The organism is Paenibacillus sp. YYML68 (genome assembly GCF_027923405.1).
In the GTDB taxonomy this organism is placed as follows: Bacteria; Bacillota; Bacilli; order Paenibacillales; family NBRC-103111; genus Paenibacillus_G.
Genome location: NZ_BQYI01000001.1, coordinates 3,755,172 through 3,775,756, shown reverse-complemented (window position 1 = coordinate 3,775,756; position 20,585 = coordinate 3,755,172). Strand labels below are relative to the sequence as shown.

The window sequence follows — 20,585 nt, the reverse complement described above, 5'->3', positions numbered from 1 at the left end:
GGCTAAGCCCCTTCCTGGAATCGACTGCGAATTCGCTGCTCGATCTTATCCTTCAGCTCCGGCGAAGTCGCCGGCAGCAGGAACAGCAGCTCGCCGCGGAAGGCATCATAGGTCATGACGTCGTTCTCACGCAGCGTATGCTTAAGTAACGACTCTACCTCGCGCAGTCCAGCCTCGCTGTCTTGTGCTCCGAAATCAATCGGCAGCTGGAACAGTGCAAATTGCTGGTCGAAGTCGGAGGCGCGCGTCGTCTCCTCGGTTAGACGGCTGTAGAAGTGCTCCGGCTTCAAGATCGAAGTGCCCGGGAAGCTCTTCTCCTGTCTAGCCGCCTTCTCGAGTCGATACGCCTTCACGAAGCTCTCGCCCATCCATAGCAGAATAAGCCGGAACAGCTCCACCGTCTGCCGGTTCACCGTCTTGAAGTCGAGGCCGTTCAAGCCGATAACGCCGATCAAGTCGCCGTGCTCACCGACGATGGGACCGGCCATCACCGGGATGCTCGATTGCTCCTGCTCGCTGCGCAGCTGGATGAGCCTGCTCTCGCAGACGCGTCGGTACAGCGAGTCCTGATCCATGAAGACGGAGGATGGGTAGCTCGTCCCAGCGCCGTAGCTGACCTTCAGGCGCAGCGCCTTGCCGGACGAATCCATCCGGTAGATGACGATGGAGCTAGCACCAATCAGCTCCTTGAATAGACGCACTGCATCGGTGAATATAATCTCCGAGTCATCCGAGCCGAGCGCCTTGGCCATCTTGTACAGTGTGAATAGGCTGTCCTGCGCGCCTACAATGCGCTTCTCCAGCGCCTCCTTCACGATGCTCAGCTCCTTGTAGCTCTGCTCGATCTTGGTGAAGCGAGCTTCCTGCTCCTCGTACTCGCCGGCCAAGGTGAAGTAGCGCGACCGCCATTCCGACGCGTAGAAGCCGACGACAAGTCCAGTGAGCAGAAATATTACAACCCACTTGTACAATAGCCAATCATTCAGCATAAAAAATAAATCCTGCTCCTTCTCATACACTTCCCATGCATATAGGAGAACGGCGAGGACGGCAGCAGGTAGGCCAGAACGAATGCCGTATCGTAGAGCGAAATAGAGGACAACAAATAGCAGTGGATTCGGCGACCAGTCATGGAAGCTCCACTGCCATATCGTCATGCCCGCGAAGATGATGCCCATCACAGCAAGCAGCTCGATCAGGGGGAGCCATCGCTTCGTATGTTTATAAATCAATGGGGGTCGTCCCTTCTGTCATCACCGGATTTCATCACGATCGGATTATGCTTCTTGCGGTAAGCAGCCATCAGCCGCTGGACGATGTCATCAGGCTGGAACGGCTTAATAATATATTCGTCTGCGCCAGCGGCCATGGCCTTCGCCAGCTCACTGATCGAATGCTTGGCGCTCATGATGAAGATCGGCTTGCGGGCGAAGCCTGGCCGCGAGCGCAGCTCTCTGCACAGGGAGTAGCCGTCCATGCCGGGCATCAGGCAATCGGACAATACAGCGTCTGTCGTCTCTGGTTGAATGTGGGCGAGTGCCTCCGATGGCTGATCGAACGTGCGGACGTCAAGGCCGCGCAGCGCGAACATATCGTGCAGCAGGCTCAGCAATACGGTATCGTCGTCAACGATGACAAGCTGTTTCATGATTAACCTCCATATCGAATACGGTCACATAGGTTAGATGCTCCGAGTCTTGACCAATCTACAGGCTATAGCCCGTGCAAGCTTATGCTTGTATAATAACGTTAATTGCTGAATCGTTCCATTCCAATAATAAGTAGAGGTAGAAGGGAATTGTACCTTAATGAGAACAATGCCAGGTAAGCGTACACGTATTGCGGCTGCGGCGGTGCTATGCGTCGGCACCGTCTTGTTCATGCTCCCGTTCTGGAAGGTTAAGAAGGGACCGCTGCATGAAGTCAAATCGTTCCAAATTTATTACGGTCCTCCAAGCGAGCGAACGATGGCCGAGCTTACGAAGGCACAGCTGGCTGTCATCGAGCCGCAGAGCTATACCGCCTCGCAGGTGGAGCAGCTGAAGCTGGCAGGAACGATGCCTGCGGCCTATATCAGTGTCATGGAGACTCCGGCCTGGAACAGGTGGCGTCTCGAACGACTGCAGGACGCTCATTACCTCATACAGCACGGTCGAAAAGTACATATCCCGCAATGGGACGCTTACCTGATGGACCTGCGTCGTCCTGAATACCGGGAGCTGCTGCTCGAGGAGATCGGTGCGTCGGCTGCGAATAAAGGCTTCGGCGTCGTGTTCCTCGACACGGTCGGCGACATCGACGAATATGTGGTTGATCCCGGTCTGCAGCAGCAGCTTCGGGACGGGTACCGCGAGCTGCTGAGAAGTATCCGCGAACGGTTCGGGACGATGCTGGTCATTCAGAACCGCGGCTTCGACTCACTGTCTGCCGCCTCGGGCTACATACACGGCTTCCTCTGGGAGGACTGGCAGCGCGGCTGGAAGGACAGCGAGTGGGTAAGTCAGCGCGTCGATCGGCTTCGCCGGGAGCAACGCAAGGGAGTAGCCGTCTTCTCCGTGTCGATCGCTCCGCCAGGCAAGGAAGGTGCGAAGGAAGCCGCGAAGCTGAAGTATGTGCACTGGGATTCACCGTACGGCTACGATAAGCTGCACGACTAGAGCATGGCCCCGCTGTGCAGCGCTTCAAGCGTCCAATGAGCCGACTAGGCCTTCAGGGGCACGGTCCAGGAGGCGGACGCAATCCAGGAGCGATCGCTGAATTCACGCCCGCGTACGACGACGCGATCGGCATACACCTGCACATACATGCCTTGCACGGCAGGCTTGCCGTCTCCGGCTGAGCGTGTCTTGCCGACGGACGCGTTGCTGAACCAGTGGAACGTGTTCTCCGTGTTATACTGATTCGTGCTGCGGAAGTTGCGGTGCGTATGTCCGGAGAACACGAATACGTTCCGGTACGGCTCCAGAATGGCGCGCAGCCTCTTGGCGCGAATGACCCGGTGTGTGCCGCCGTCCGTTCCGGGAGCAGGCAGCGGCTGATGGATGAAGATGAGCGCAGGCTTCCCGTCCTGGTGCGCCTTCAGCGTCTCCTCGAGCCAGGCGAGCTGCTCATCCGAATACCAGGCGCCTTCGCCGACATCTTTTTTCTCCTGCACATACAGCTCCTGCGACAGCAGGATGAAGTGAACACCGTTCACCCACACATCGGTATAAGGCTTACCCTTGTAATTGAAAAATTGAATGAAACGCTCTCTGGCCATCGCGTCTGTCTTGCCGTTCGGCATCGTTTCGGTCGAGAAAGCACCCTCGTCAGTCAGCCAAATGTCATAGTAGTCATGATTGCCCATATTGGCGTAGTAGGGCGGTAGCTTATAGCGATTCAGTATGGTGCGCAGCTGCTTATATTCAATATCACGGGCGAAGTCGGTCAAGTCCCCGCCGAATATAATTGTATCCACAGGCGATTCGAAGTCAGTCACATCCTTGAGCGCCAGATCGAGCTTGTCGCCAATCGACGTATCGGCTACCGATATATGAATGTCGCTGAGCAAAAAAAACGAGGCAAGCAGAGCTCCCTCGCCTTGATTAGCTGCCTGCTGCGCGTCCTTGTCAGCTGGAGCGCTCTCTGCTGCGACAGGCTGTGCCTGTTCCGGCTCAGGGCGGAGCAAGCTTCGCGATGCGGCAACGCCGCCGGTGACGAGCGTAATCAGAGCGAGCAGCTGCTTCACAAATAGTCTTCTGGATATCATGATCGGTTCCTCCCATAAGCTGGCCTAGTGTGACTGTAAGTACATTTATTATATAGCACGATAGTTTAAAATTGAAACAATTGCAGCTATATGCGGTACTATGCCAGGTTAGTACTTACAAGCTATCGAATGAAAGCTGTATACTTAAAGATAATAAGGCTCATCATGCAGCATAGAGCCGGAAATCGGGGTGGTGTGCGAATGAGCAGGAAATGGGCGGAGAGAGAAGCTCCGATATGGGTAGAGAAAGGAATCGTGACCCGCGAGCAGGCGGATGCGATCGTTGCTCTGTATGTGGGCAGAGGATCCATGCTTGGTGTGCTGCCTCTGCTTGGGAGTGTGCTCGTCGGCCTAGGCATTCTGAGCTTCGTCGCGGCGAACTGGCAGGAGATTCCACAGCTTGTGAGGCTGCTGTTCATCGCAGCGGTGATGGTCGGCTTCTATGCTGGCGGAGAGTCGTTCGTGCGCAGCGGACAGCAGAAGCTTGGCATCGCCTTAATCGGTCTTGGTGTCATCAGCTTCGGCGCAGGCATTATTTTGATCGGTCAAATGTTCCACATGGTCGCCTACGACGCCACGTCGTTTATTTTATGGGCATCGGCGGGAGCAGCTGCAGCTTATTTATATAAGAGTCGTTACTTATATATTTTGTCGATAGCGCTGTTCAACATTGCCCAATGGTACAGCGTGTCGCAGTTCGACGGCTTCAGCTACGTCTGCTTCACGGTGATGGTGCTTGCGCTCGGCTTGTACGCGTGGCGGTCGAGCAGCACGCTGCTGCTGCTACTGTTCAGCCTGAGCGTATCCCTGCAGTCGCTGATGTGGGCGCTCTCTGCGGAGCTGAAGGCGAGCTGGATGCTCATTCCGATGATGGCGCTCTATGCACTAGGCGACTGGCTGCCGGAACGGAGACGCAGCTTCGCACTGCAGGCTTCGCCGCTAGCCTCTGTATTCCTGTTCAACGTGGTGCTGGTGATGACCCATGACTGGACTGGAGTCGGTATTCGGGAAGATATCGTGGCCGAGCCGTTCTCGTATATCGGGCTGCTGTTGTTCGTCCTCGTCGTATCGCTAGCAGGTAAATATTACAGAGGCAGCCTGCCGAGCGCCTTCGAATGGGTGCTGCTGCTGCCATTTATGTATGTGCCGCAGGGCATGGGGCTGTTGTACTTGCTCGGCTTGTTCGTCTTCTCGCTCGGGGTGCTGTGGCGGGGGTATGCCGAGGGCTGGAGCTTCAAGGTTAACTTCGGCACCGTGCTGTTCGTCGGAACAGCGCTTGTCGCTTACAGCAAGCTGACATGGAATTTCATGGACAAATCGCTGTTCTTCATCCTCGGCGGTATGCTGCTGATCGGATTGAGCTGGTTCTTGAACCGCCGCAACAAGCAGGTGTTGAGTGAAGTGAAGGGGGGAAGCGGCGATGACTGATAATCGAACATGGTTTACCCGCCGGAAGCCGCTCGTGATGCTGGTCGTGCTCCTTCAGGTGCTGGTGCTGTCGGGTCTTGCAGTCTCATATTATGCGATTGGTTGGTTCGGCGATTCGATCAAGGTTCGCACGGTGCCTGTCGATCCGCGGGACTTGTTCTACGGTGATTATGTAACGCTTCAATATGAAATCAGCACGATTCCGCTATCGATCTGGCAGGGCAGTCCTGAACGACTGGAGCAAGGCACGAAGCTGTACGTCGTGGTGAAGTCCGGTGCCGATGGCATCTATGAGGCGATCGCAGCATCAGATAAGCCGCTGGAGGCAGGTGCGGGTGAATATGTGCTGATCGGCAGTACTGAATATTACTGGGACCACAAGTACTCGGGTATGGGCATTCCTGTTCGTTATGGCATTGAGAAGTTCTATGTTCCGGAGAATACCGGCAAGGCGCTGGAGGAGAAGGCGGACCGACTGGTCGTCGAGCTGAAGGTTGCCCCGTGGGGCAAGATGAAGATCGAGCAGCTGGTGGAATAGAAAGTGGGAAGTAGTCAGATAGCCCCTGAGCACATTCGTGCTCGGGGGCTGTTGTGTGACTGCGCCTGTGGAGGAAGTGCCTCGCTCACTGGTGACGCAGCGATGAATGTAGTTGATTCGTCTATTTGCGCAGCATATAACGTACTCCGCTTACAATCATTGCGCCTGCGAAGGTCAGCATCGCCAGCGTGCCGATGAGGTGTACAATTGGGTGAAGAAAGCCAAGACCAGCGCCGCTAAGTGGTACCATGACGATCGCGTATCCGCCGAGCAGTCCGCCGAAGTAGGCCAAAAATCGATCCATGCAGCTCACCTCCTCAATGTTACGTTGTTGGCATTATACGAGTGCTCACTTCATAACGTTCGGGTGCGTGTCCTTGTTGTAGCGGAATTGAGTGTATTTACGCTTGTAAAGTGGTATACCTTGCAAGCGGTGCGCTTCCCTTTTACAATGGGACAAAACGAGCGGATGCGTAAGCAGGAGGGATATGGATGAAGGTGGAAGGGCAAGAGCAAGAGCAAGGAAGGGATGGTACACAACGTCCGCAGCACGCCGGATTGAACGATCTGTTGATACTGGACCGGACAGCCGAGCTGGACGAGGATGTGCTCGATCCGTTCGCGCTTGAGGAGCTGCTGTGCCGCAGTGTAGGTGAGGGCGGGCCGCCGTTGCTGCACATGTGGCGGCATCGACGCGGCTTCGTCATGGGCTTGCGCGACAGTCGGCTTCCGGGAGCGCGTGACGCGGCTCGCTGGCTGGAGGCGGACGGCTACAGCGTAGCGGTGCGCAACTCGGGAGGTGCGGCGGTTCCGCTCGATGAGGGCGTCGTGAACGTCTCGATCATCTTGCCGAAGGCGGCGGGACAGATCGATTTCCACGACGACTTCGAGCTGATGTACGAGCTGATCGCGCTTGCGCTTCAGGAGACCGGAGCAGGGGTGGACAAAGGCGAGATCGACGGGGCGTATTGTCCCGGCGATTTCGACCTGAGCATCGGCGGGCGCAAATTCTGCGGCATTGCGCAGAGACGGCAGCTGCACGGCTATGTCGTGCAGGCGTTCGTCATCGCCGCCGGCTCGGGCGGCGAGAAGGCCGGGCTCGCCCGCCAGTTCTACGAGCGGGCGGGAGCGGGCGCGCCAGTGGGCGCGCATCCGCAGGTCGCCGCGCATAGCATGGCGAGCCTCGCGGAGCTGCTCGGCCCCGAGCGCTTCGCCGGGGCGGATGCCTTCATCGACGCGGTGAAGCGCGTCGTCCGCGAGCGCCAGAGCGCAGCGGGGCTCGCGGATGCGGCCGCGCGGCTGCGGCTGCCGAGCGAGGCCGACGTGCGCGAGATGGTGGCGCGTCTGCGAGCGCGGTACGGGCTCGGGTAGGGCGAGGCGGCTACCATGAGCAGGCGCAACCGCACTCCAGCGAGCTGTTGCGCCACAAGTGCGAAGCGGTCTCCCTCGTTACACGAACCTGCGCAGCAGTCTTGGCAGCTCCTGCTGCCAGAAGCCCCACAGATGCTTGCCGGGCTTCTCTTCATATTCTAGCTGGCAGCTCCTCTCGATGAGGAGCTTCTTCGTGTTGCGGTTGGCCTCCACGAAGTCGAACGTGCCGCGTCCGGTGCTGACGTCCTTTTCATCCAGACCAATAAGCATGGAGAGCGTCAGCCAGGACAAGTCGTCCTCTGCGGCGACTCTTGCTTGGGTGCTCTGCAAAAATGCCCCGGATAAGGATAGTACACGGGTAAATAGGCTACGATAATCCAAGGCGAGATGTAAGGAGACGGTAGCTCCGAGTGAATCGCCGGCAAGCAGTCGCTCGTCAGCCGTCGTTCGAACGGGATAGCGGCTCTCTACATACGGCAGCAGCTCTTCCGCGAAGAAGCGGCAATACCGCTCGAAGCGCTCACCCTCCGGTGCGTATTCGCTCGTGCGGACAGCCTTATCGACGTCGACGCCGACGATGATGGCGGGCTCCGCATTGTCGTCGTAGATGAGCCGATTCATCGTCGTAGCGATCCGACCGAAGTTGAAGAAGTCCTCCCCGTCCTGGCAATAGACGACAGGATACGACAGCAGCTCGTTATAGCCGGGGGGCAAATAGATGCGAAGCGGCCGCTCCTCCCCTAGCTCTTGGGAGGGAACGTGCTCCTTGACGATCGTTCTTTTATAGTACATAGCGTCATCCATACTGCCTGAGCCTCCGTTTGTATTATAATAGTTTTTAAGATTTTGTGAATCTGTATTATATGCGTGTTGACACTGTTATAGTCGGCAGTCAATAAAAATATCAATAAATACAAGAAGTATATTGTGTTCCGACGGAAAACAGGTTTATAATACTACTATAACAGATTTACGTTTTACCAGCATTACCGGATTTTCCATTAACCGTAAGAGGTGACTTACTGATGAGCAAGCCTTATATCGTTGACGTACAGGATGTACAGCCGTTGAGCGTTCTATCGACAGACGGTCAAATTGTGAATCCTGAAGAAATGCCGAAGCTGTCCGATGATCAGCTGCGCGAGCTGATGCGCCGGATGGTATTTACACGCACATGGGACCAGCGCGCGGTGAACTTGACGCGTCAGGGAAGACTTGGCTTCTATGCACCGGTATCCGGTCAAGAAGCGACGATGGTCGGCAGCGAGTTCGTGCTGAACCAGGACGACTTCGTATGCCCAGGCTACCGCGACATGCCGCAGATCGTATGGCACGGCCTGCCGATGTACCAGGCGTTCCTATACTCCCGCGGCCACCAGCACGGCGGCCAAATTCCGGAGGGCGTGCATGTGCTCATGCCGCAGATCATTATCGGTGCCCAGTACCTGCATGCGATGGGCGTTGCGATGGCGTTCAAGAAGCGCGGTGAGAAGCGCGTTGCGATCACATACACAGGCGACGGCGGTTCGTCCGAGGGCGATTTCTACGAAGCGCTGAACTTTGCGGGAGCGTTCAAGCTGCCTGCAATTTTCATCGTACAGAACAACGGCTATGCGATTACGACACCATATGAGAAGCAGACGGCTGCGAAGTCGGTTGCGCATAAGGCTGTTGCAGCTGGTATTACAGGCGTTCAGGTCGACGGTATGGACCCGCTCGCAGTGACGAAGGCGGTTCAGGATGCAGCAGAGCGCGCGCGTAACGGCGAAGGCGCAACGTTGATCGAGGCGATCACGTACCGCTACTTGCCGCACTCGATGTCCGGCGACGATCCGTCGAAGTACCGTACGAAGGAAGAGACGGCTGAATGGGAGCAGAAGGACCCGCTGAACCGCTTCCGCACATATCTGAAGGGTAAGGGTCTGTGGACGGACGAGGAAGAAGCAGCTGTCGCGGAGGAAGCGAAGAATACGGTAGCCGAGCAAATCAAGAAGGCTGAGACAGTCGAGAAGATGACTGTGCCTGGCTTGATCGACAGCATGTTCGAGACGACGCCGCAGCATCTGGAAGAGCAAAAAGCGGATTATTTAGCGTAAGGGTAAAGGGGAGGACTTTCAGCCATGGCTCAAATGACAATGATTCAAGCGATAAAGGACGCGATGCGCGTCGAGCTTCAGCGCGACCCGAACGTCGTCATCTTCGGTGAAGACGTCGGTAAGGTAGGCGGCGTGTTCCGTGCGACAGAAGGACTTCAAGGCGAATTCGGCGAGGAGCGCGTATTCGATACGCCGCTTGCTGAGTCTGCAATCGGTGGTATGGCGGTCGGTATGGCCCTTCAAGGCTTCCGTCCGATTATGGAAATTCAGTTCGTCGGCTTCATCTTCGAGGCGTTCGACCAGATCGCGGTACAAGCTGCTCGTATGCGTTACCGCTCCGGCGGCCGCTACCAGGCGCCTATCACGATCCGTACGCCATTCGGCGGCGGCGTAAAGGCTGCTGAGCTGCACACGGATCCGCTCGAGGGCTTGCTCGTGCAGACGCCGGGTATTAAGGTCGTTGTGCCTTCGAACCCTTACGATGCGAAGGGCTTGCTGATCTCCGCGATCCGCGACAACGATCCGGTCTTCTTCATGGAGCACTTGAACCTGTATCGTTCGTTCCGTGCAGAGGTGCCTGAGGGCGAGTACACGGTGCCGATCGGCAAGGCGAACGTTGTCCGCGAGGGCAGCGACGTGACGATCATTACGTACGGCGCAATGGTTCACACCTCGCTCAAGGCAGCTGAGGAGATCGAGAAGACGCGCGGCGTGAAGGTCGAGGTTATCGACCTGCGCACGCTGATGCCGCTGGATACAGATACGATTGTAGAATCGATCAAGAAGACGAACCGCGCCATTGTGGTTCAAGAAGCACAGAAGACGTCCGGCATCGCAGCGGAAGTCATCGCACAGATCAACGAGAAGGCGATTCTTCATCTGGAAGCGCCGGTGCTGCGCGTTGCGCCTCCGGATACGGTATATCCGTTCGCACAGGTGGAGGACCAGTGGCTTCCGAACCCGGCCCGTATTGTGGCTGGCTTGAACAAAGTGCTTGATTTTTAATCCGATAAGCGATAAGGGACGGTGAACCATCGATGGCAACATTTGAATACCGGTTTCCGGAGCTCGGGGAAGGCATCCATGAAGGCGAGATCGTCAAGTGGCATGTGAAGCCGGGAGATACCGTGAACGATGAAACGATATTAATGGATGTACAGAACGATAAATCGACTGTTGAAGTTCCTTCTCCAGTTGAAGGCACGATCGTCGAGCTGAAGGTCGGCGAAGGTACCGTGTGCACCGTAGGCGACGTCATCGCTGTGATCGACGTTGTCGGCGAGGTGCCTCAGCAGGCAGGCCATGGGCATGCGCCTGAGGCGGCAGCTCCTGCACCGGCGGCTGTCGAGCCGGTGGGCAGTGCGGTCGCAGCGAACGTAGCGGCTGCGAAGATCGATACGCCGCTGGCAGGCAGCGCCCCAGCGGCAGCAGCTCCTGCGGCGGCCGGCAGCGCGAAGGCCGCCGTGCTCGCGACGCCGAGCGTGCGTAAGCTCGCGCGCGAGAAGGGCGTGAACCTCGCCGCGGTACCGGCGACGGGCAAGAATGGGCGCGTCACGAAGGAAGACGTGCTCGCATTCGCTGCTGGCGGCGGTGCGGCTGCTGTGGCAGCGGCGCCAGCTGAAGCAGCAGGTGCGGCGGCGGCTGGCGAAGCGCCGGCGGTAGCTGCGGCTGCGCCATCGAGCGCAGCCGGTGCAATCAGCGGCGACCGCGTCGAGGAGCGCGTGCCTCTGAAGGGCATTCGCAAGGCGATCTCGAATGCGATGGTGAAGAGCGCGTACACAGCTCCGCACGTGACGCTGATGGACGAGGTCGATGTGACTCGACTCGTCGCGCTGCGCACGAAGGCGAAGCCTGTTGCCGAGAAGAAGGGCGTCAAGCTGACGTACTTGCCTTTCATCGTGAAGGCTCTCGTTGCGGCTGCTCGTCAGTTCCCGGCGATGAACGCGATGATCGACGAAGAGAAGCAAGAGATCGTGTACAAGAAGTACTACCATATCGGTATTGCGACTGACACGGACAACGGCCTGATCGTTCCGGTTATTCAGGACGCAGACCGCAAGAACATCTGGACGATCGCTGAGGCGATCACGGATCTGGCTGTTCGCGGTCGCGACGGCAAGCTGAGCGGCTCCGAGCTGCGCGGCTCGACGCTGACGATCACGAACATCGGCTCCGCGGGCGGCATGTTCTTCACGCCGATCATCAATTTCCCTGAGGTTGCGATTCTCGGAACAGGACGCATCACGGAGAAGCCGGTTGTGAAGAATGGCGAGATCGTTGTGGCTCCGGTCATGGCGCTGTCGCTTAGCTTCGACCACCGCATCATCGACGGCGCGATGGCACAGAACTTCCTGAACTATATCAAACAATTGCTCTCCGATCCGGAGCTGCTCGTCATGGAGGTGTAACCGACTATGGTCGTAGGTGACGCATCGGTAGAAATAGACGTTCTCGTCATTGGCGCAGGTCCCGGCGGTTACGTCGCGGCAATTCGTGCAGCCCAGCTAGGCAAAAGCGTCCTTGTCGTAGACAAGGACGAGGTCGGCGGCGTCTGCTTGAACCGCGGCTGCATTCCGTCCAAGGCGCTCATCTCGGCAGCTCATCACTATGAGCTGGCGAGCCACAGCGAGTCGATCGGTATTACAGCAGAGAATGTGAAGGTTGACTTCTCCAAGGTGCAGGCGTGGAAGGACGGCATCGTGAAGAAGCAGACCGGCGGCGTGAACATGCTGCTGAAGGGTAACAAAATTCAGACGTTCAGCGGTGAAGCGTTGTTCATCAACGAGCATGAGGCGCGTCTGTTCAACGACAACGAAACGGCTCGCTACCGCTTCGAGCATTGCATTATCGCGACGGGTTCCCGCCCGATTGAGCTGAAGGCGTTCCCTTACGGCGGACGCATTCTGTCCTCGACAGAGGCGCTCGCGCTGAAGGAAATTCCGAAGAGCATGATCGTTATCGGCGGCGGCTACATCGGTATCGAGCTCGGCCAGACTTACGCGAAGTTCGGCACGCAGGTAACGGTGCTCGAGGGCTCCGATTACATTTTGCCAGGCTTCGAGAAGGACTTGACGAAGCTCGTCGAGCGCAACCTGAAGAAGCTGAACGTGGATATCGTTACCGAGGCGCTTGCACAGTCGTGCGAGCAATCCGGCGACAGCGTGACCGTGACGTACACCGTCAAGGGCGAGGAGAAGAAGGTTACAGCGGATTACGTGCTCGTCACCGTCGGACGCCGCCCGAATACGGACGGAGAGCTGTCGCTCGAGCTGGCAGGTGTCGAGGTTGGCGAACGCGGCTTGATCCCAGTCAACGAGAAGTGCCAGACGAACGTCCCGCACATCTACGCGATCGGCGACATCGTGGCAGGTCCTGCACTTGCTCACAAGGCGTCGTACGAGGCGAAGGTAGCGGCAGAGTCGATCGCTGGACTGCCTAGCGTTGTCGACTACAAGGTGATCCCGTCTGTTGTATTCGCAGATCCTGAGATCGCAGGCGTAGGCTTGAGCGAGGCGGAAGCGAAGGCACAGGGTATCAATGTGGTCGTAGGTAAATTCCCTTATGGAGCGAATGGACGCGCGCAGTCGATGAACGCGACGGACGGCTTCGTGAAGCTGATCGGCGACAAGGATACAGGTCTCTTGGTCGGTGGCTTCGCGGTTGGAGCCGAGGCGTCGAACCTGATCGCCGAGCTGACGCTCGCAATCGAGATGGGCGCTACGCTTGAGGATATCGCGCTGACGATTCATGCGCATCCGACGCTTGGTGAGATTACGATGGACGCCGCTGAAGGCGCGCTTGGTCATCCGATTCACCAGCTCGGCAAGTAGATATTTATTGTATTGAAACAGCCCTGCATGCAGCTCTTTTGAGCCGTATGCAGGGCTGTTGTCGTTAGGGGTTGATAATTCGACAACTATTCACAATTTACGTGTTGTTTTTTGAATTTAATGTTAGTATAATCTTTGTATAATGTTTATACGATGTTGATGCTTAGCCAAGCCTAATGATTCAGTGTGAGCATCCAGGAACGAAGGAACAGGGGGAAGAACAATGCGGGCAGCGGATGTAGCGGTAATTGGGGCAGGGTTCGGCGGTCTTGCAACGGCGGCAGTGCTCGCCGCTAAAGGATTGCATGTTGTCGTATGCGAGGGCTCAAGCGAGCTCGGCGGCTGTGCGGGCAAGTTCGAGCGAGAGGGCTATCGCTTCTCTGTCGGGGCAACGTATGGCATGGGCTTCGAGCGGGGAGGCTTGTTCGATCGGCTGTATCGGGAGCTGAAGCTGCCGAATCCACCGCTGCGCTCGCAGTCTGTCATTATGGACGTACATCTTCCTGATCGAATCACTCGCTATTATCGGTTCAAGGATGATTGGTTCAAGGAGATTAAGCGAGTGTTCCCCGAGCAGTCGCAGGCGATCGTGGACTTCTACACCGAGGTGCTGGGCTGCTCCTCGATGCTTGAGGGGATGGCTGAGCATCGTCCTCTGCTCCCCCCGAAGCGCATAGACGATGTGCGTCGCTTCATGCGTATGCTGTCTCCGCGTCTTGTATCTGCTGCTCCACTGCTGCTGCAGACCGTGGAGCAGCGATTGCGGCGGTTCGGACTCGCTGGGAATAAGCCATTCGTCCATTTCTTGAACGGACAGCTGATCGACAGTGTGCAGACGACGGCGGACCGCTGTCCGGCGCTGCTTGGCTATACGGCGCTGAACGTTTTTCACCGCGGTGCTTATTATGTGGAGGGTGGCCTTGCTCGAATCGCAGAGGATCTGGCTGGCGCTGTGAGAGAGCGTGGTGGAGAAGTGAAGCTGCGCACACGCATTCGGTCGCTGAAGCGTATAGGTAGCGGGTGGTTGCTGGAATCTGCACGAGGCGATCAGGTTCTTGCAAGACACGTCGTGGTGAACAATTCGCATCGACATCTGAACAATCTACTGGAAGCGGGTGGAAAGGGTGAGGATTCAGCAGCGAAGCAAGCTCCTATCGAGATGGCTCGAGCTGCGGCCAGCTCCTCGTCCACGTACGTGCAGAAGCAGTACGCCCAGGAGGATGTAGGTGATGAAATGGGTCACAGCAACGGGGCATTACGTGTCGAGTCCGAGGCGTGGGGTGCATTCGCGCTATATATGGGCTGCAAGCTGACAGCAGCTGACTCGAATCCGATTCGCGAAGCCGAGGTGCTGTACCATCAGGTCATCAGCTCCTATGATGAGCCGATGACCGAAGGGAATCAGCTGCTGCTCTCGTTCTCGCACGAGCTGGACGCGGGTCGCGCGCCTGCCGGACGTACGGCTGTTACCGCATCCACGCATACCGAGGCGAAGATGTGGTGGGATCGCAGCCGCTACGAGGCTCTGAAGAACGCGTATACCGAGCGCATGCTGGCATCCTGCGAACGCGCGCTTCCCGGCTTCCGTAGCACGGTCGAGCTGCTGCTGCCTGCGACTCCAGTTACGTTCAAGCGCTATACGCAGCGGGAGCTCGGTTATGTCGGCGGACCAGCGCCAAGCAGGGCATCTGACGTGCTCCGTATGGCTTCTCCTTATACGGATACTGAAGGCTTGTGGGTGTGCGGCGATCACGTATATCCTGGTGCGGGCACGCTCGGCACAGCGATGTCCGGGTGGATGGTGGCCGAGCGGCTGAGCGCACAGCTGGAGAAGCAGACTAGCCGCTGATGCTGCAGGCCAAGCTGCTGATCAGCCTGGCAGCACCATGTTATTGAGCCAAAGGCTAGACGTACGCAGCTTCTTCTTGTGAGCAGCCCGAGTCCGGTTGCTTCGATTATTACTCGCCGTAGAGATTGTGTAAGCAGCTCGGCGGATGGCGCTCTTGCTGCTTACGGGCGTTTGCGCCCTAGGCGCAGCTCGTCGATCACGCTTGCTTGCAGACTCAGGACCGGCGTAGAGACGGCTCATGCCATACGATGCTGCAGGCGCGGGCTGGCTGTATGAGCTGGCAGAGGCTGAATTGATCGTAGTCTGGAATACGGCTGGCGTCTCGGAACGTGCGCTCGATGCTGGCGTCGATAGGGGTGTCTTCGTTATAAGACGCTGTGACTTGCTCGTATGTGCTGCTGTCGTATGGCTTCGTCTCCAGCCGGTTGACATCAGGATGGACTGCAGTACGGCGTCCTGCTCTTCCATATGCTCATGCGTCTTCTGTACACCGCCCATCTCTTCAGCTACAGACGTATGTGCCAGCAGCAGCGTCTTGCTTCGCTGGTTGTACTGGACCGTTAAGTGAGTACCTGTCGGTAGCTCAAGCTCCCTGCATAACCCGGCTGACAGCTTGAGCTGCTCACTGATCTCATTCGGGATAAGGTGAAGTCGAGCCTTCATCTTCCGCTGTCCGTTCGAAACGACGATGGTGCTGCTCGGCTTCTCCCACAGGCCGAGTCTTGCGGCGAGCGCAGGCCCGATGCTGAGGCGATGGAGCTTGCTCTTGCGCGGATCGAGCTGCAGTCTCGCTTCCGAGCCGCTGACCGGTGCCCGGTGCAGCGTCATCTGCTTCATCGCGGCGTCATAGTCGACGCGGTATCGTGCCATGTCCTTTAGCCCGAGCGCCATTGCGGTCGTCGGACTTACCTCGAGGTACGGGTACGCGCATTCATCGGCGTCTCCTTGGGCAATGCGAACACGCTGCTGCCTATCCTTGCAGGTTAAGGTTATCATTTCCCCTATTTGCACATCCATCAGCTCCGTCGCTGTCCGGCAATAGCCATCGAGGACAAGCACCGCCTCGTCATCCTTCACGTGCCCCGATACGTATACATCGATAATATCTTTTCCCATGTTGATTTATCCCTCCTGAAATAACAGGTTCCGAGCTTACCGGAAGTTGTTATGGCAAGCCTCGAATTTGGCGAAGCCAAATTGAGGGCCATCCTTGATCATGCGTCTCCTGAAGGTGCCGCGTGAGCGGCAATGTTGCCCCTCCTGAAATAACAGGTTCCGAGCTTACCGGAAGTTGTTATGGCAAGCCTCGAATTTGGCGCAGCCAAATTGAGGGCCATCCTTGATCATGCGTCTCCTGAAGGTGCGCGTGAGCGGCAATGTTGCTCCTCCTGAAATAACAGGTTCCGCCATCTACCCTACAACGTATGTAGGCATTCATGGATTTGCCTGAGCGAATGTCTCGGTTGAGCTGGACGAATGACCGTTTAGGTCGCTACAATATAGCGTAGAATGAGAAAAGGGAAATTTTCTCTCATGGTCGGATTGACAAACGGTATTTACATAATTAGGGAGGGTTATCGGGTGAAGCGACGTAGGTCACATCGAGCTGTGGAGGACAACAGGAATGAGTCCATATTTGAGCAGGACGATTATTTCTATATGATCATCGGCTATACCGAGGGTGGGGCGCCTTATGGTGTCACGTGGGAGGAGCATGAAGAGCAGCAACGGCGAGAGCAGCATGCTGAGCTGAGAAAGGATGATAGAGTATGGAAGGAGCTTCAGCTCAGAGCGGATGTATTGAAGGAGCTGGCGGATACGTTTGATTGGCGCATGGATGGGTTCGATTTCTTCTTCAACATCGAGACGCAGGAGGTCGTGTCCGTTCGAACGTACGACCGGGATGAAGAGGATGAGGAGCTGAGTGAGCTCATCGAGGAAGGCTTCGGTGAGAGCTATTACCGGGTACCACATACCGAATCGTGGGAGGGGGAGGCAGACCTGACGGATTTCACAGAGACGGTGGCGGACAGCAAGCTTAGGAAGAGACTGTCGGATACGATCTACCACAGACGCCAAATGTTCCGCAGGTTCAAGAATGCCCTGGCTTCGTATCCAGCTGAGCTGGAACGCTATTACCGATTCGTGGAGGAGCGTAATCGCGGACGGGTGCTCGAATGGCTGGAGTCGCTTGGGTATAAGGTAACGGTGGTGTAGAGAGAGCTTCTGCCATGCGTGCGACACCATGCTGGAGGTGTGAGTCATAGTCGGTGTATACCGAAGCGGACGGTGGACTCGACGTCTCCGTAACGGACAGAAGAGACGTTAATACGGCAGATAGCAAGCATGGTAACTTGTTGAGGACACAGAGGACCTTATTTTCCCCGTGAGTACGGTAAAATTAACGATCAGGGAGAGTTAGCGTCATCTCTTCCCCCCCGGAATGGAGAGATGTTCCGGTAAGTTTTGAGCCTAAATTGATATCCTTTTTACAACCGTTATAAGCCGCCTCAAAGTGCCATAGGACTGGCAAATGAGGCGGCTTTTTAGAAAGCTCAAGCGCGAACACTCGACCCAGATCGCTCAACTTTGTTCAAGAGCAGGAACCAGTCTCCTTGGAGTAGACAATGATTCCTCCGCTTACCCCTTCGGATGAATAGCCAGCTTCTTCGCGCATTTTCTTAGCCTCGGCTTCCGACACTTTAATCGTGACAGTCTTTAGGGCAGACGAGCACCCATCAACAACCAGTTGAATATCCTGAGATTCATTTTCTACAGGATAAGTGTCTGCCTGTGTGCCAGGCGGATAGACGTATACCCGCTCGCCGTGAACATGAATAAGCTGACTAGCCAACAAGCATATCCCGGTAACAATGCCGAGAAAACCGATCATTCGGTATCTCACGAAGGTTCCTCCTTTCTTTATATCAGTAGACATATTATATTCTAACTTTATTACCGGAGTTGCTGAGAATTCGTCAATAAAGGTAAAAATGAATCCTTAGTCCAGAATTACATACCTAGACAAAGGATTCATCCGCAAAGGAGGAAATTTACATTGCTCTTTCTTCATAATAAACGGTATGGAGTAATCTTGCTTTATAGTCGCCTATGTAGTCATCAAACCACACATCATCTTCCCACAGGTCGCCAGTCTTTTCTTGATATCTCGGATATCCCATCAATGTTTTACAACCTGTTACTTGTGCTGCCGAGGGTGCGTCAGGACTGGTTTCACTTGCGATTCCTGACATCTACATGAAGCAGCCTCATCCTGTAACGAACCGCAGAGGCAAGCAAGTCAACAAGCAGCGCTATGTACAAATTGCCGCTGTAGCCGCCATGCGCTTAAAGGAAGATGATTCCGAGTTGCTCGAGACGGAGGAGGAAGCCCCCGCGACTTACAAGGGTGCCTACCTGCTCATCAGCAACCGCTTCGATGCGCCTGAAGAAGCCTTGCGTACTTACGTGAAGCGTTGGCGGATCGAGGTGTTTTTCCGTACGGCCAAGCAGGAGCTAGCCTTGGAGAAGAAGTGTCATTCCGAAACTGAAGCCCATCACCATGCACACTTCGAACTATTGTTTACGGCCGAAACGTTGCTGTCCGTTGCTCTATACGAATTAAACAAAGAAAAAACGAGTGATGAAGGCTACACCCACGGCGAAATGGTTCGTGGCCTCTTCCACACTCGTTGTCAGGTCCGCATGTCACACCACAAAGGGCAACAGCGAATCTATATCGATTGTGACACACATGTACAGCAGTTTGCAAGACTTATTGAAACTTTTCACTGTCCAGATATAAGGAAGTCATCGGATAATCAGGCTATGGAATATATTACATATCCGCAAGTTCAAGTCGTACAGGCACGGTTGGGCGGTCGCCCACATACAATGGTAGTGATCTCTTCATAAGGGGTGACCGCCGTGTTTGGACTATTTGGGGCCATATCGATCTTTATTAAGCAGCTCATGCTTCTCGTCTCGTTCGTGAAAAACAATGCATTCCCGCAGCCTCTAACGGAGGCGGAGGAGGAGCGGCATCTTCGCTTGATGGCCGAGGGCAACACGCACTCGCGCAATATGTTGATCGAGCATAACCTGCGGCTCGTGGCGCATATCGTCAAGAAGTTCGACAACACCGGCGAGGACCTCGAGGATCTGATCTCGATCGGTACGATTGGCTTGATCAAGGCGATCGAGTCGTTCAGCCCGGACAAAGGGACGAAGCTGGCGACGTTCGCCGCACGCTGTATTGAGAACGAAATTCTCATGCACCTGCGATCGCTGAAGAAGACGAAGAAGGACGTATCGCTTCACGACCCGATCGGGACGGACAAGGAGGGAAATGAGATTTCGTTGATCGATATACTCGGCACGGACGCCGACGATGTCGTTGATAAGGTGCAGCTGAAAATTGAAAAAAGCAAGATTTACAAAAATCTCGATATATTAGATGAACGGGAGCGGGAGGTCGTCGTCGGACGGTTCGGCCTCGAGGCTGGAGGTGAGGAGCGGACGCAGCGGGAGATTGCGAAGGAGCTTGGCATCTCGCGCTCGTACGTGTCGAGGATTGAGAAGCGGGCGCTGATGAAGCTGTATCATGAGTTTTATAAGGCGAAGCGATAGGATAAGAAAAACTGCCATCTCTCCTAATCTAAAGGGATTTGGCAGTTTTTTGTTTTGACTAGTAGCATATCATCCACATTATGGGACGACCACGGTCAATTGTCACCCTATGATTATTTATATTGAGTTTTTCAAGTATGGTTTTAAGCTCATTGCAGTATGGGCATCAAGCTTTTTTGGAATCATTATCATTGCCCCTTTCGAATGGTGCTGTATTCTCATTATATCATATTTGCTTCCAGTACAATCTCTGAAGGTTATTTCATCTTGTCCACAGGCAAGGCTCTTACTTGACAACAATTAAAGAAGCTTCTACAGTTATAATTGTAATTATTACGATTAAATAACATTGGTTATCTAGGAGTGACTGCCATGTCATCGGTTGAAGAGCATCGACGTCAAGCCCCTGCCTCCGTTCGCTGTATGATTATCACTGTATCGGATACGAGAACAGCTGAGACCGACGTTAGCGGAAGCTTGATCATGGAGCTGCTGAGTCAGGCAGGAGGCTTTGAGGTTGTGGATTACCGTATTGTGAGAGATGAATATGCATCGATACAAAGGTTGATTCGAGAAGCTGCAGGCGGCGATACGGTCGAGGCCGTTCTGATCAATGGCGGTACCGGAATCGCCAAACGAGATACGACGCATGAAGCTGTTCGGGATGTGCTCGATAAGGAAATGCCGGGCTTCGGAGAAATTTTCCGTTATCTCAGCTTTGTGGAGGACATTGGCGCTGCAGCCATTCTGAGTCGCGCTGTAGCTGGAGTATGCAACGATACAGCGATCTTCTCGATGCCCGGCTCTTCGGGGGCTGTCAAGCTTGCCATGAACCGGATCGTGATTCCTGAGCTGAAGCATGTGATGCGGGAAATTTACAAGGACCTTACGTAGTGGTCTGCTTGAACCTGTGAGCCTACACCATACAGTCTGCACCTTGGCCGATAAGGCAGCAGGCTGTTTTTGTGTATGTGCGCCTTGCTGTGGCATGAAGGAAATAAAAAAGAAATTGACACTTTTAATCGTAATCATTACAATTAAGCATGGATTTACAGTGAGATGAGTTATCATTCTATGCTCAGGCTCTCACAAGGAT

21 protein-coding genes are annotated in these 20,585 nt (G+C 55.5%); 13 read left to right on the top strand and 8 right to left on the bottom strand.

The window, feature by feature from the left end; all coding sequences use genetic code 11:
• Positions 1-2: 2 nt before the first annotated feature.
• Together PAE68_RS16950 and PAE68_RS16945 are read right to left on the bottom strand one after the other, a co-directional pair.
• Complete coding sequence (locus tag PAE68_RS16950; protein ID WP_281888880.1) at positions 3-1,232, bottom strand: hypothetical protein; 1,230 nt, start codon at positions 1,230-1,232, stop codon at positions 3-5.
• Positions 1,229-1,648 carry a response regulator gene (locus PAE68_RS16945; protein WP_281888878.1) on the bottom strand — a complete coding sequence of 140 codons (420 nt, stop codon included), beginning with the start codon at positions 1,646-1,648 and terminating at the stop codon, positions 1,229-1,231. Before PAE68_RS16945 ends, PAE68_RS16950 begins: the two co-directional genes overlap by 4 nt.
• Before the next feature lie 160 nt (positions 1,649-1,808).
• Here PAE68_RS16945 and PAE68_RS16940 point away from each other — a divergent pair, with 160 nt between their 5' ends.
• Positions 1,809-2,657: a glycoside hydrolase family 191 protein gene (locus tag PAE68_RS16940; protein WP_281888876.1), complete on the top strand. Its 849-nt coding sequence runs from the start codon at positions 1,809-1,811 to the stop codon at positions 2,655-2,657.
• A gap of 44 nt (positions 2,658-2,701) precedes the next feature.
• On the opposite strand, the gene PAE68_RS16935 is transcribed toward PAE68_RS16940, so the two are convergent.
• Positions 2,702-3,748 (bottom strand): metallophosphoesterase family protein, encoded by a 1,047-nt coding sequence (locus tag PAE68_RS16935; protein WP_281888874.1) that lies wholly within the window; start codon positions 3,746-3,748, stop codon positions 2,702-2,704.
• Positions 3,749-3,949: 201 nt separating this feature from the next.
• On the opposite strand from PAE68_RS16935, the gene PAE68_RS16930 reads away from it, so the two are divergent.
• On the top strand, positions 3,950-5,176 hold the full coding sequence (locus tag PAE68_RS16930; RefSeq protein ID WP_281888872.1) for a DUF2157 domain-containing protein: 1,227 nt from the start codon (positions 3,950-3,952) through the stop codon (positions 5,174-5,176).
• The gene (locus tag PAE68_RS16925) at positions 5,169-5,714 is read left to right on the top strand and encodes a GDYXXLXY domain-containing protein (protein ID WP_281888870.1); all 546 of its coding nucleotides are present in this window, start codon (positions 5,169-5,171) and stop codon (positions 5,712-5,714) included. The genes PAE68_RS16930 and PAE68_RS16925 overlap by 8 nt, the downstream gene beginning before the upstream one ends.
• 121 nt (positions 5,715-5,835) lie before the next feature.
• On the opposite strand, the gene PAE68_RS16920 is transcribed toward PAE68_RS16925, so the two are convergent.
• The gene (locus tag PAE68_RS16920; RefSeq protein ID WP_281888868.1) at positions 5,836-6,018 is read right to left on the bottom strand and encodes a hypothetical protein; all 183 of its coding nucleotides are present in this window, start codon (positions 6,016-6,018) and stop codon (positions 5,836-5,838) included.
• A 188-nt stretch (positions 6,019-6,206) separates the two neighbouring features.
• Here PAE68_RS16920 and PAE68_RS16915 point away from each other — a divergent pair, with 188 nt between their 5' ends.
• On the top strand, positions 6,207-7,085 hold the full coding sequence (locus tag PAE68_RS16915) for a lipoate--protein ligase family protein (RefSeq protein ID WP_281888866.1): 879 nt from the start codon (positions 6,207-6,209) through the stop codon (positions 7,083-7,085).
• A gap of 78 nt (positions 7,086-7,163) precedes the next feature.
• On the opposite strand, the gene PAE68_RS16910 is transcribed toward PAE68_RS16915, so the two are convergent.
• Positions 7,164-7,889, bottom strand: a complete 726-nt coding sequence (locus tag PAE68_RS16910; protein WP_281888864.1) for an alpha/beta hydrolase — start codon at positions 7,887-7,889, stop codon at positions 7,164-7,166.
• 221 nt (positions 7,890-8,110) lie between these two features.
• Between PAE68_RS16910 and pdhA the strand changes: the two genes are divergently transcribed.
• The 5 genes from pdhA to PAE68_RS16885 all read left to right on the top strand — a co-directional run bounded on the left by pdhA (position 8,111) and on the right by PAE68_RS16885 (position 14,860).
• Positions 8,111-9,181 (top strand): pyruvate dehydrogenase (acetyl-transferring) E1 component subunit alpha, encoded by a 1,071-nt coding sequence (gene pdhA / locus PAE68_RS16905; protein ID WP_281888862.1) that lies wholly within the window; start codon positions 8,111-8,113, stop codon positions 9,179-9,181.
• Between the two features lie 24 nt (positions 9,182-9,205).
• A complete protein-coding gene (locus PAE68_RS16900; RefSeq protein WP_281888860.1) occupies positions 9,206-10,186 on the top strand; it encodes an alpha-ketoacid dehydrogenase subunit beta in 981 nt (326 codons plus the stop codon).
• 32 nt (positions 10,187-10,218) lie between these two features.
• Complete coding sequence (locus PAE68_RS16895) at positions 10,219-11,589, top strand: dihydrolipoamide acetyltransferase family protein (RefSeq protein WP_281888858.1); 1,371 nt, start codon at positions 10,219-10,221, stop codon at positions 11,587-11,589.
• A gap of 6 nt (positions 11,590-11,595) precedes the next feature.
• Positions 11,596-13,011, top strand: coding sequence for a dihydrolipoyl dehydrogenase (gene lpdA, locus PAE68_RS16890; RefSeq protein ID WP_281888856.1), 1,416 nt, complete (start codon positions 11,596-11,598; stop codon positions 13,009-13,011).
• A 223-nt stretch (positions 13,012-13,234) separates the two neighbouring features.
• Positions 13,235-14,860: a phytoene desaturase family protein gene (locus tag PAE68_RS16885; RefSeq protein WP_281888854.1), complete on the top strand. Its 1,626-nt coding sequence runs from the start codon at positions 13,235-13,237 to the stop codon at positions 14,858-14,860.
• 21 nt (positions 14,861-14,881) lie between these two features.
• Here the strand turns inward: PAE68_RS16885 and PAE68_RS16880 are convergent, their stop codons facing one another.
• The gene (locus tag PAE68_RS16880; RefSeq protein ID WP_281888852.1) at positions 14,882-15,976 is read right to left on the bottom strand and encodes a hypothetical protein; all 1,095 of its coding nucleotides are present in this window, start codon (positions 15,974-15,976) and stop codon (positions 14,882-14,884) included.
• Between the two features lie 465 nt (positions 15,977-16,441).
• On the opposite strand from PAE68_RS16880, the gene PAE68_RS16875 reads away from it, so the two are divergent.
• Positions 16,442-17,077, top strand: coding sequence for a UPF0158 family protein (locus PAE68_RS16875; protein WP_281888850.1), 636 nt, complete (start codon positions 16,442-16,444; stop codon positions 17,075-17,077).
• Between the two features lie 376 nt (positions 17,078-17,453).
• On the opposite strand, the gene PAE68_RS16870 is transcribed toward PAE68_RS16875, so the two are convergent.
• Together PAE68_RS16870 and PAE68_RS16865 are read right to left on the bottom strand one after the other, a co-directional pair.
• Positions 17,454-17,765: a hypothetical protein gene (locus PAE68_RS16870; RefSeq protein ID WP_281888848.1), complete on the bottom strand. Its 312-nt coding sequence runs from the start codon at positions 17,763-17,765 to the stop codon at positions 17,454-17,456.
• A 148-nt stretch (positions 17,766-17,913) separates the two neighbouring features.
• On the bottom strand, positions 17,914-18,114 hold the full coding sequence (locus PAE68_RS16865; RefSeq protein ID WP_281888846.1) for a hypothetical protein: 201 nt from the start codon (positions 18,112-18,114) through the stop codon (positions 17,914-17,916).
• Between the two features lie 4 nt (positions 18,115-18,118).
• On the opposite strand from PAE68_RS16865, the gene PAE68_RS16860 reads away from it, so the two are divergent.
• From PAE68_RS16860 to PAE68_RS16850, 3 genes are all read left to right on the top strand, one after another.
• Positions 18,119-18,775 carry a transposase gene (locus tag PAE68_RS16860; RefSeq protein WP_281888844.1) on the top strand — a complete coding sequence of 219 codons (657 nt, stop codon included), beginning with the start codon at positions 18,119-18,121 and terminating at the stop codon, positions 18,773-18,775.
• Positions 18,776-18,787: 12 nt separating this feature from the next.
• The gene (gene sigK, locus PAE68_RS16855) at positions 18,788-19,489 is read left to right on the top strand and encodes an RNA polymerase sporulation sigma factor SigK (RefSeq protein WP_281888842.1); all 702 of its coding nucleotides are present in this window, start codon (positions 18,788-18,790) and stop codon (positions 19,487-19,489) included.
• Positions 19,490-19,861: 372 nt separating this feature from the next.
• Positions 19,862-20,383 (top strand): MogA/MoaB family molybdenum cofactor biosynthesis protein, encoded by a 522-nt coding sequence (locus PAE68_RS16850; protein WP_281888840.1) that lies wholly within the window; start codon positions 19,862-19,864, stop codon positions 20,381-20,383.
• The last annotated feature ends 202 nt before the right edge of the window (positions 20,384-20,585 follow it).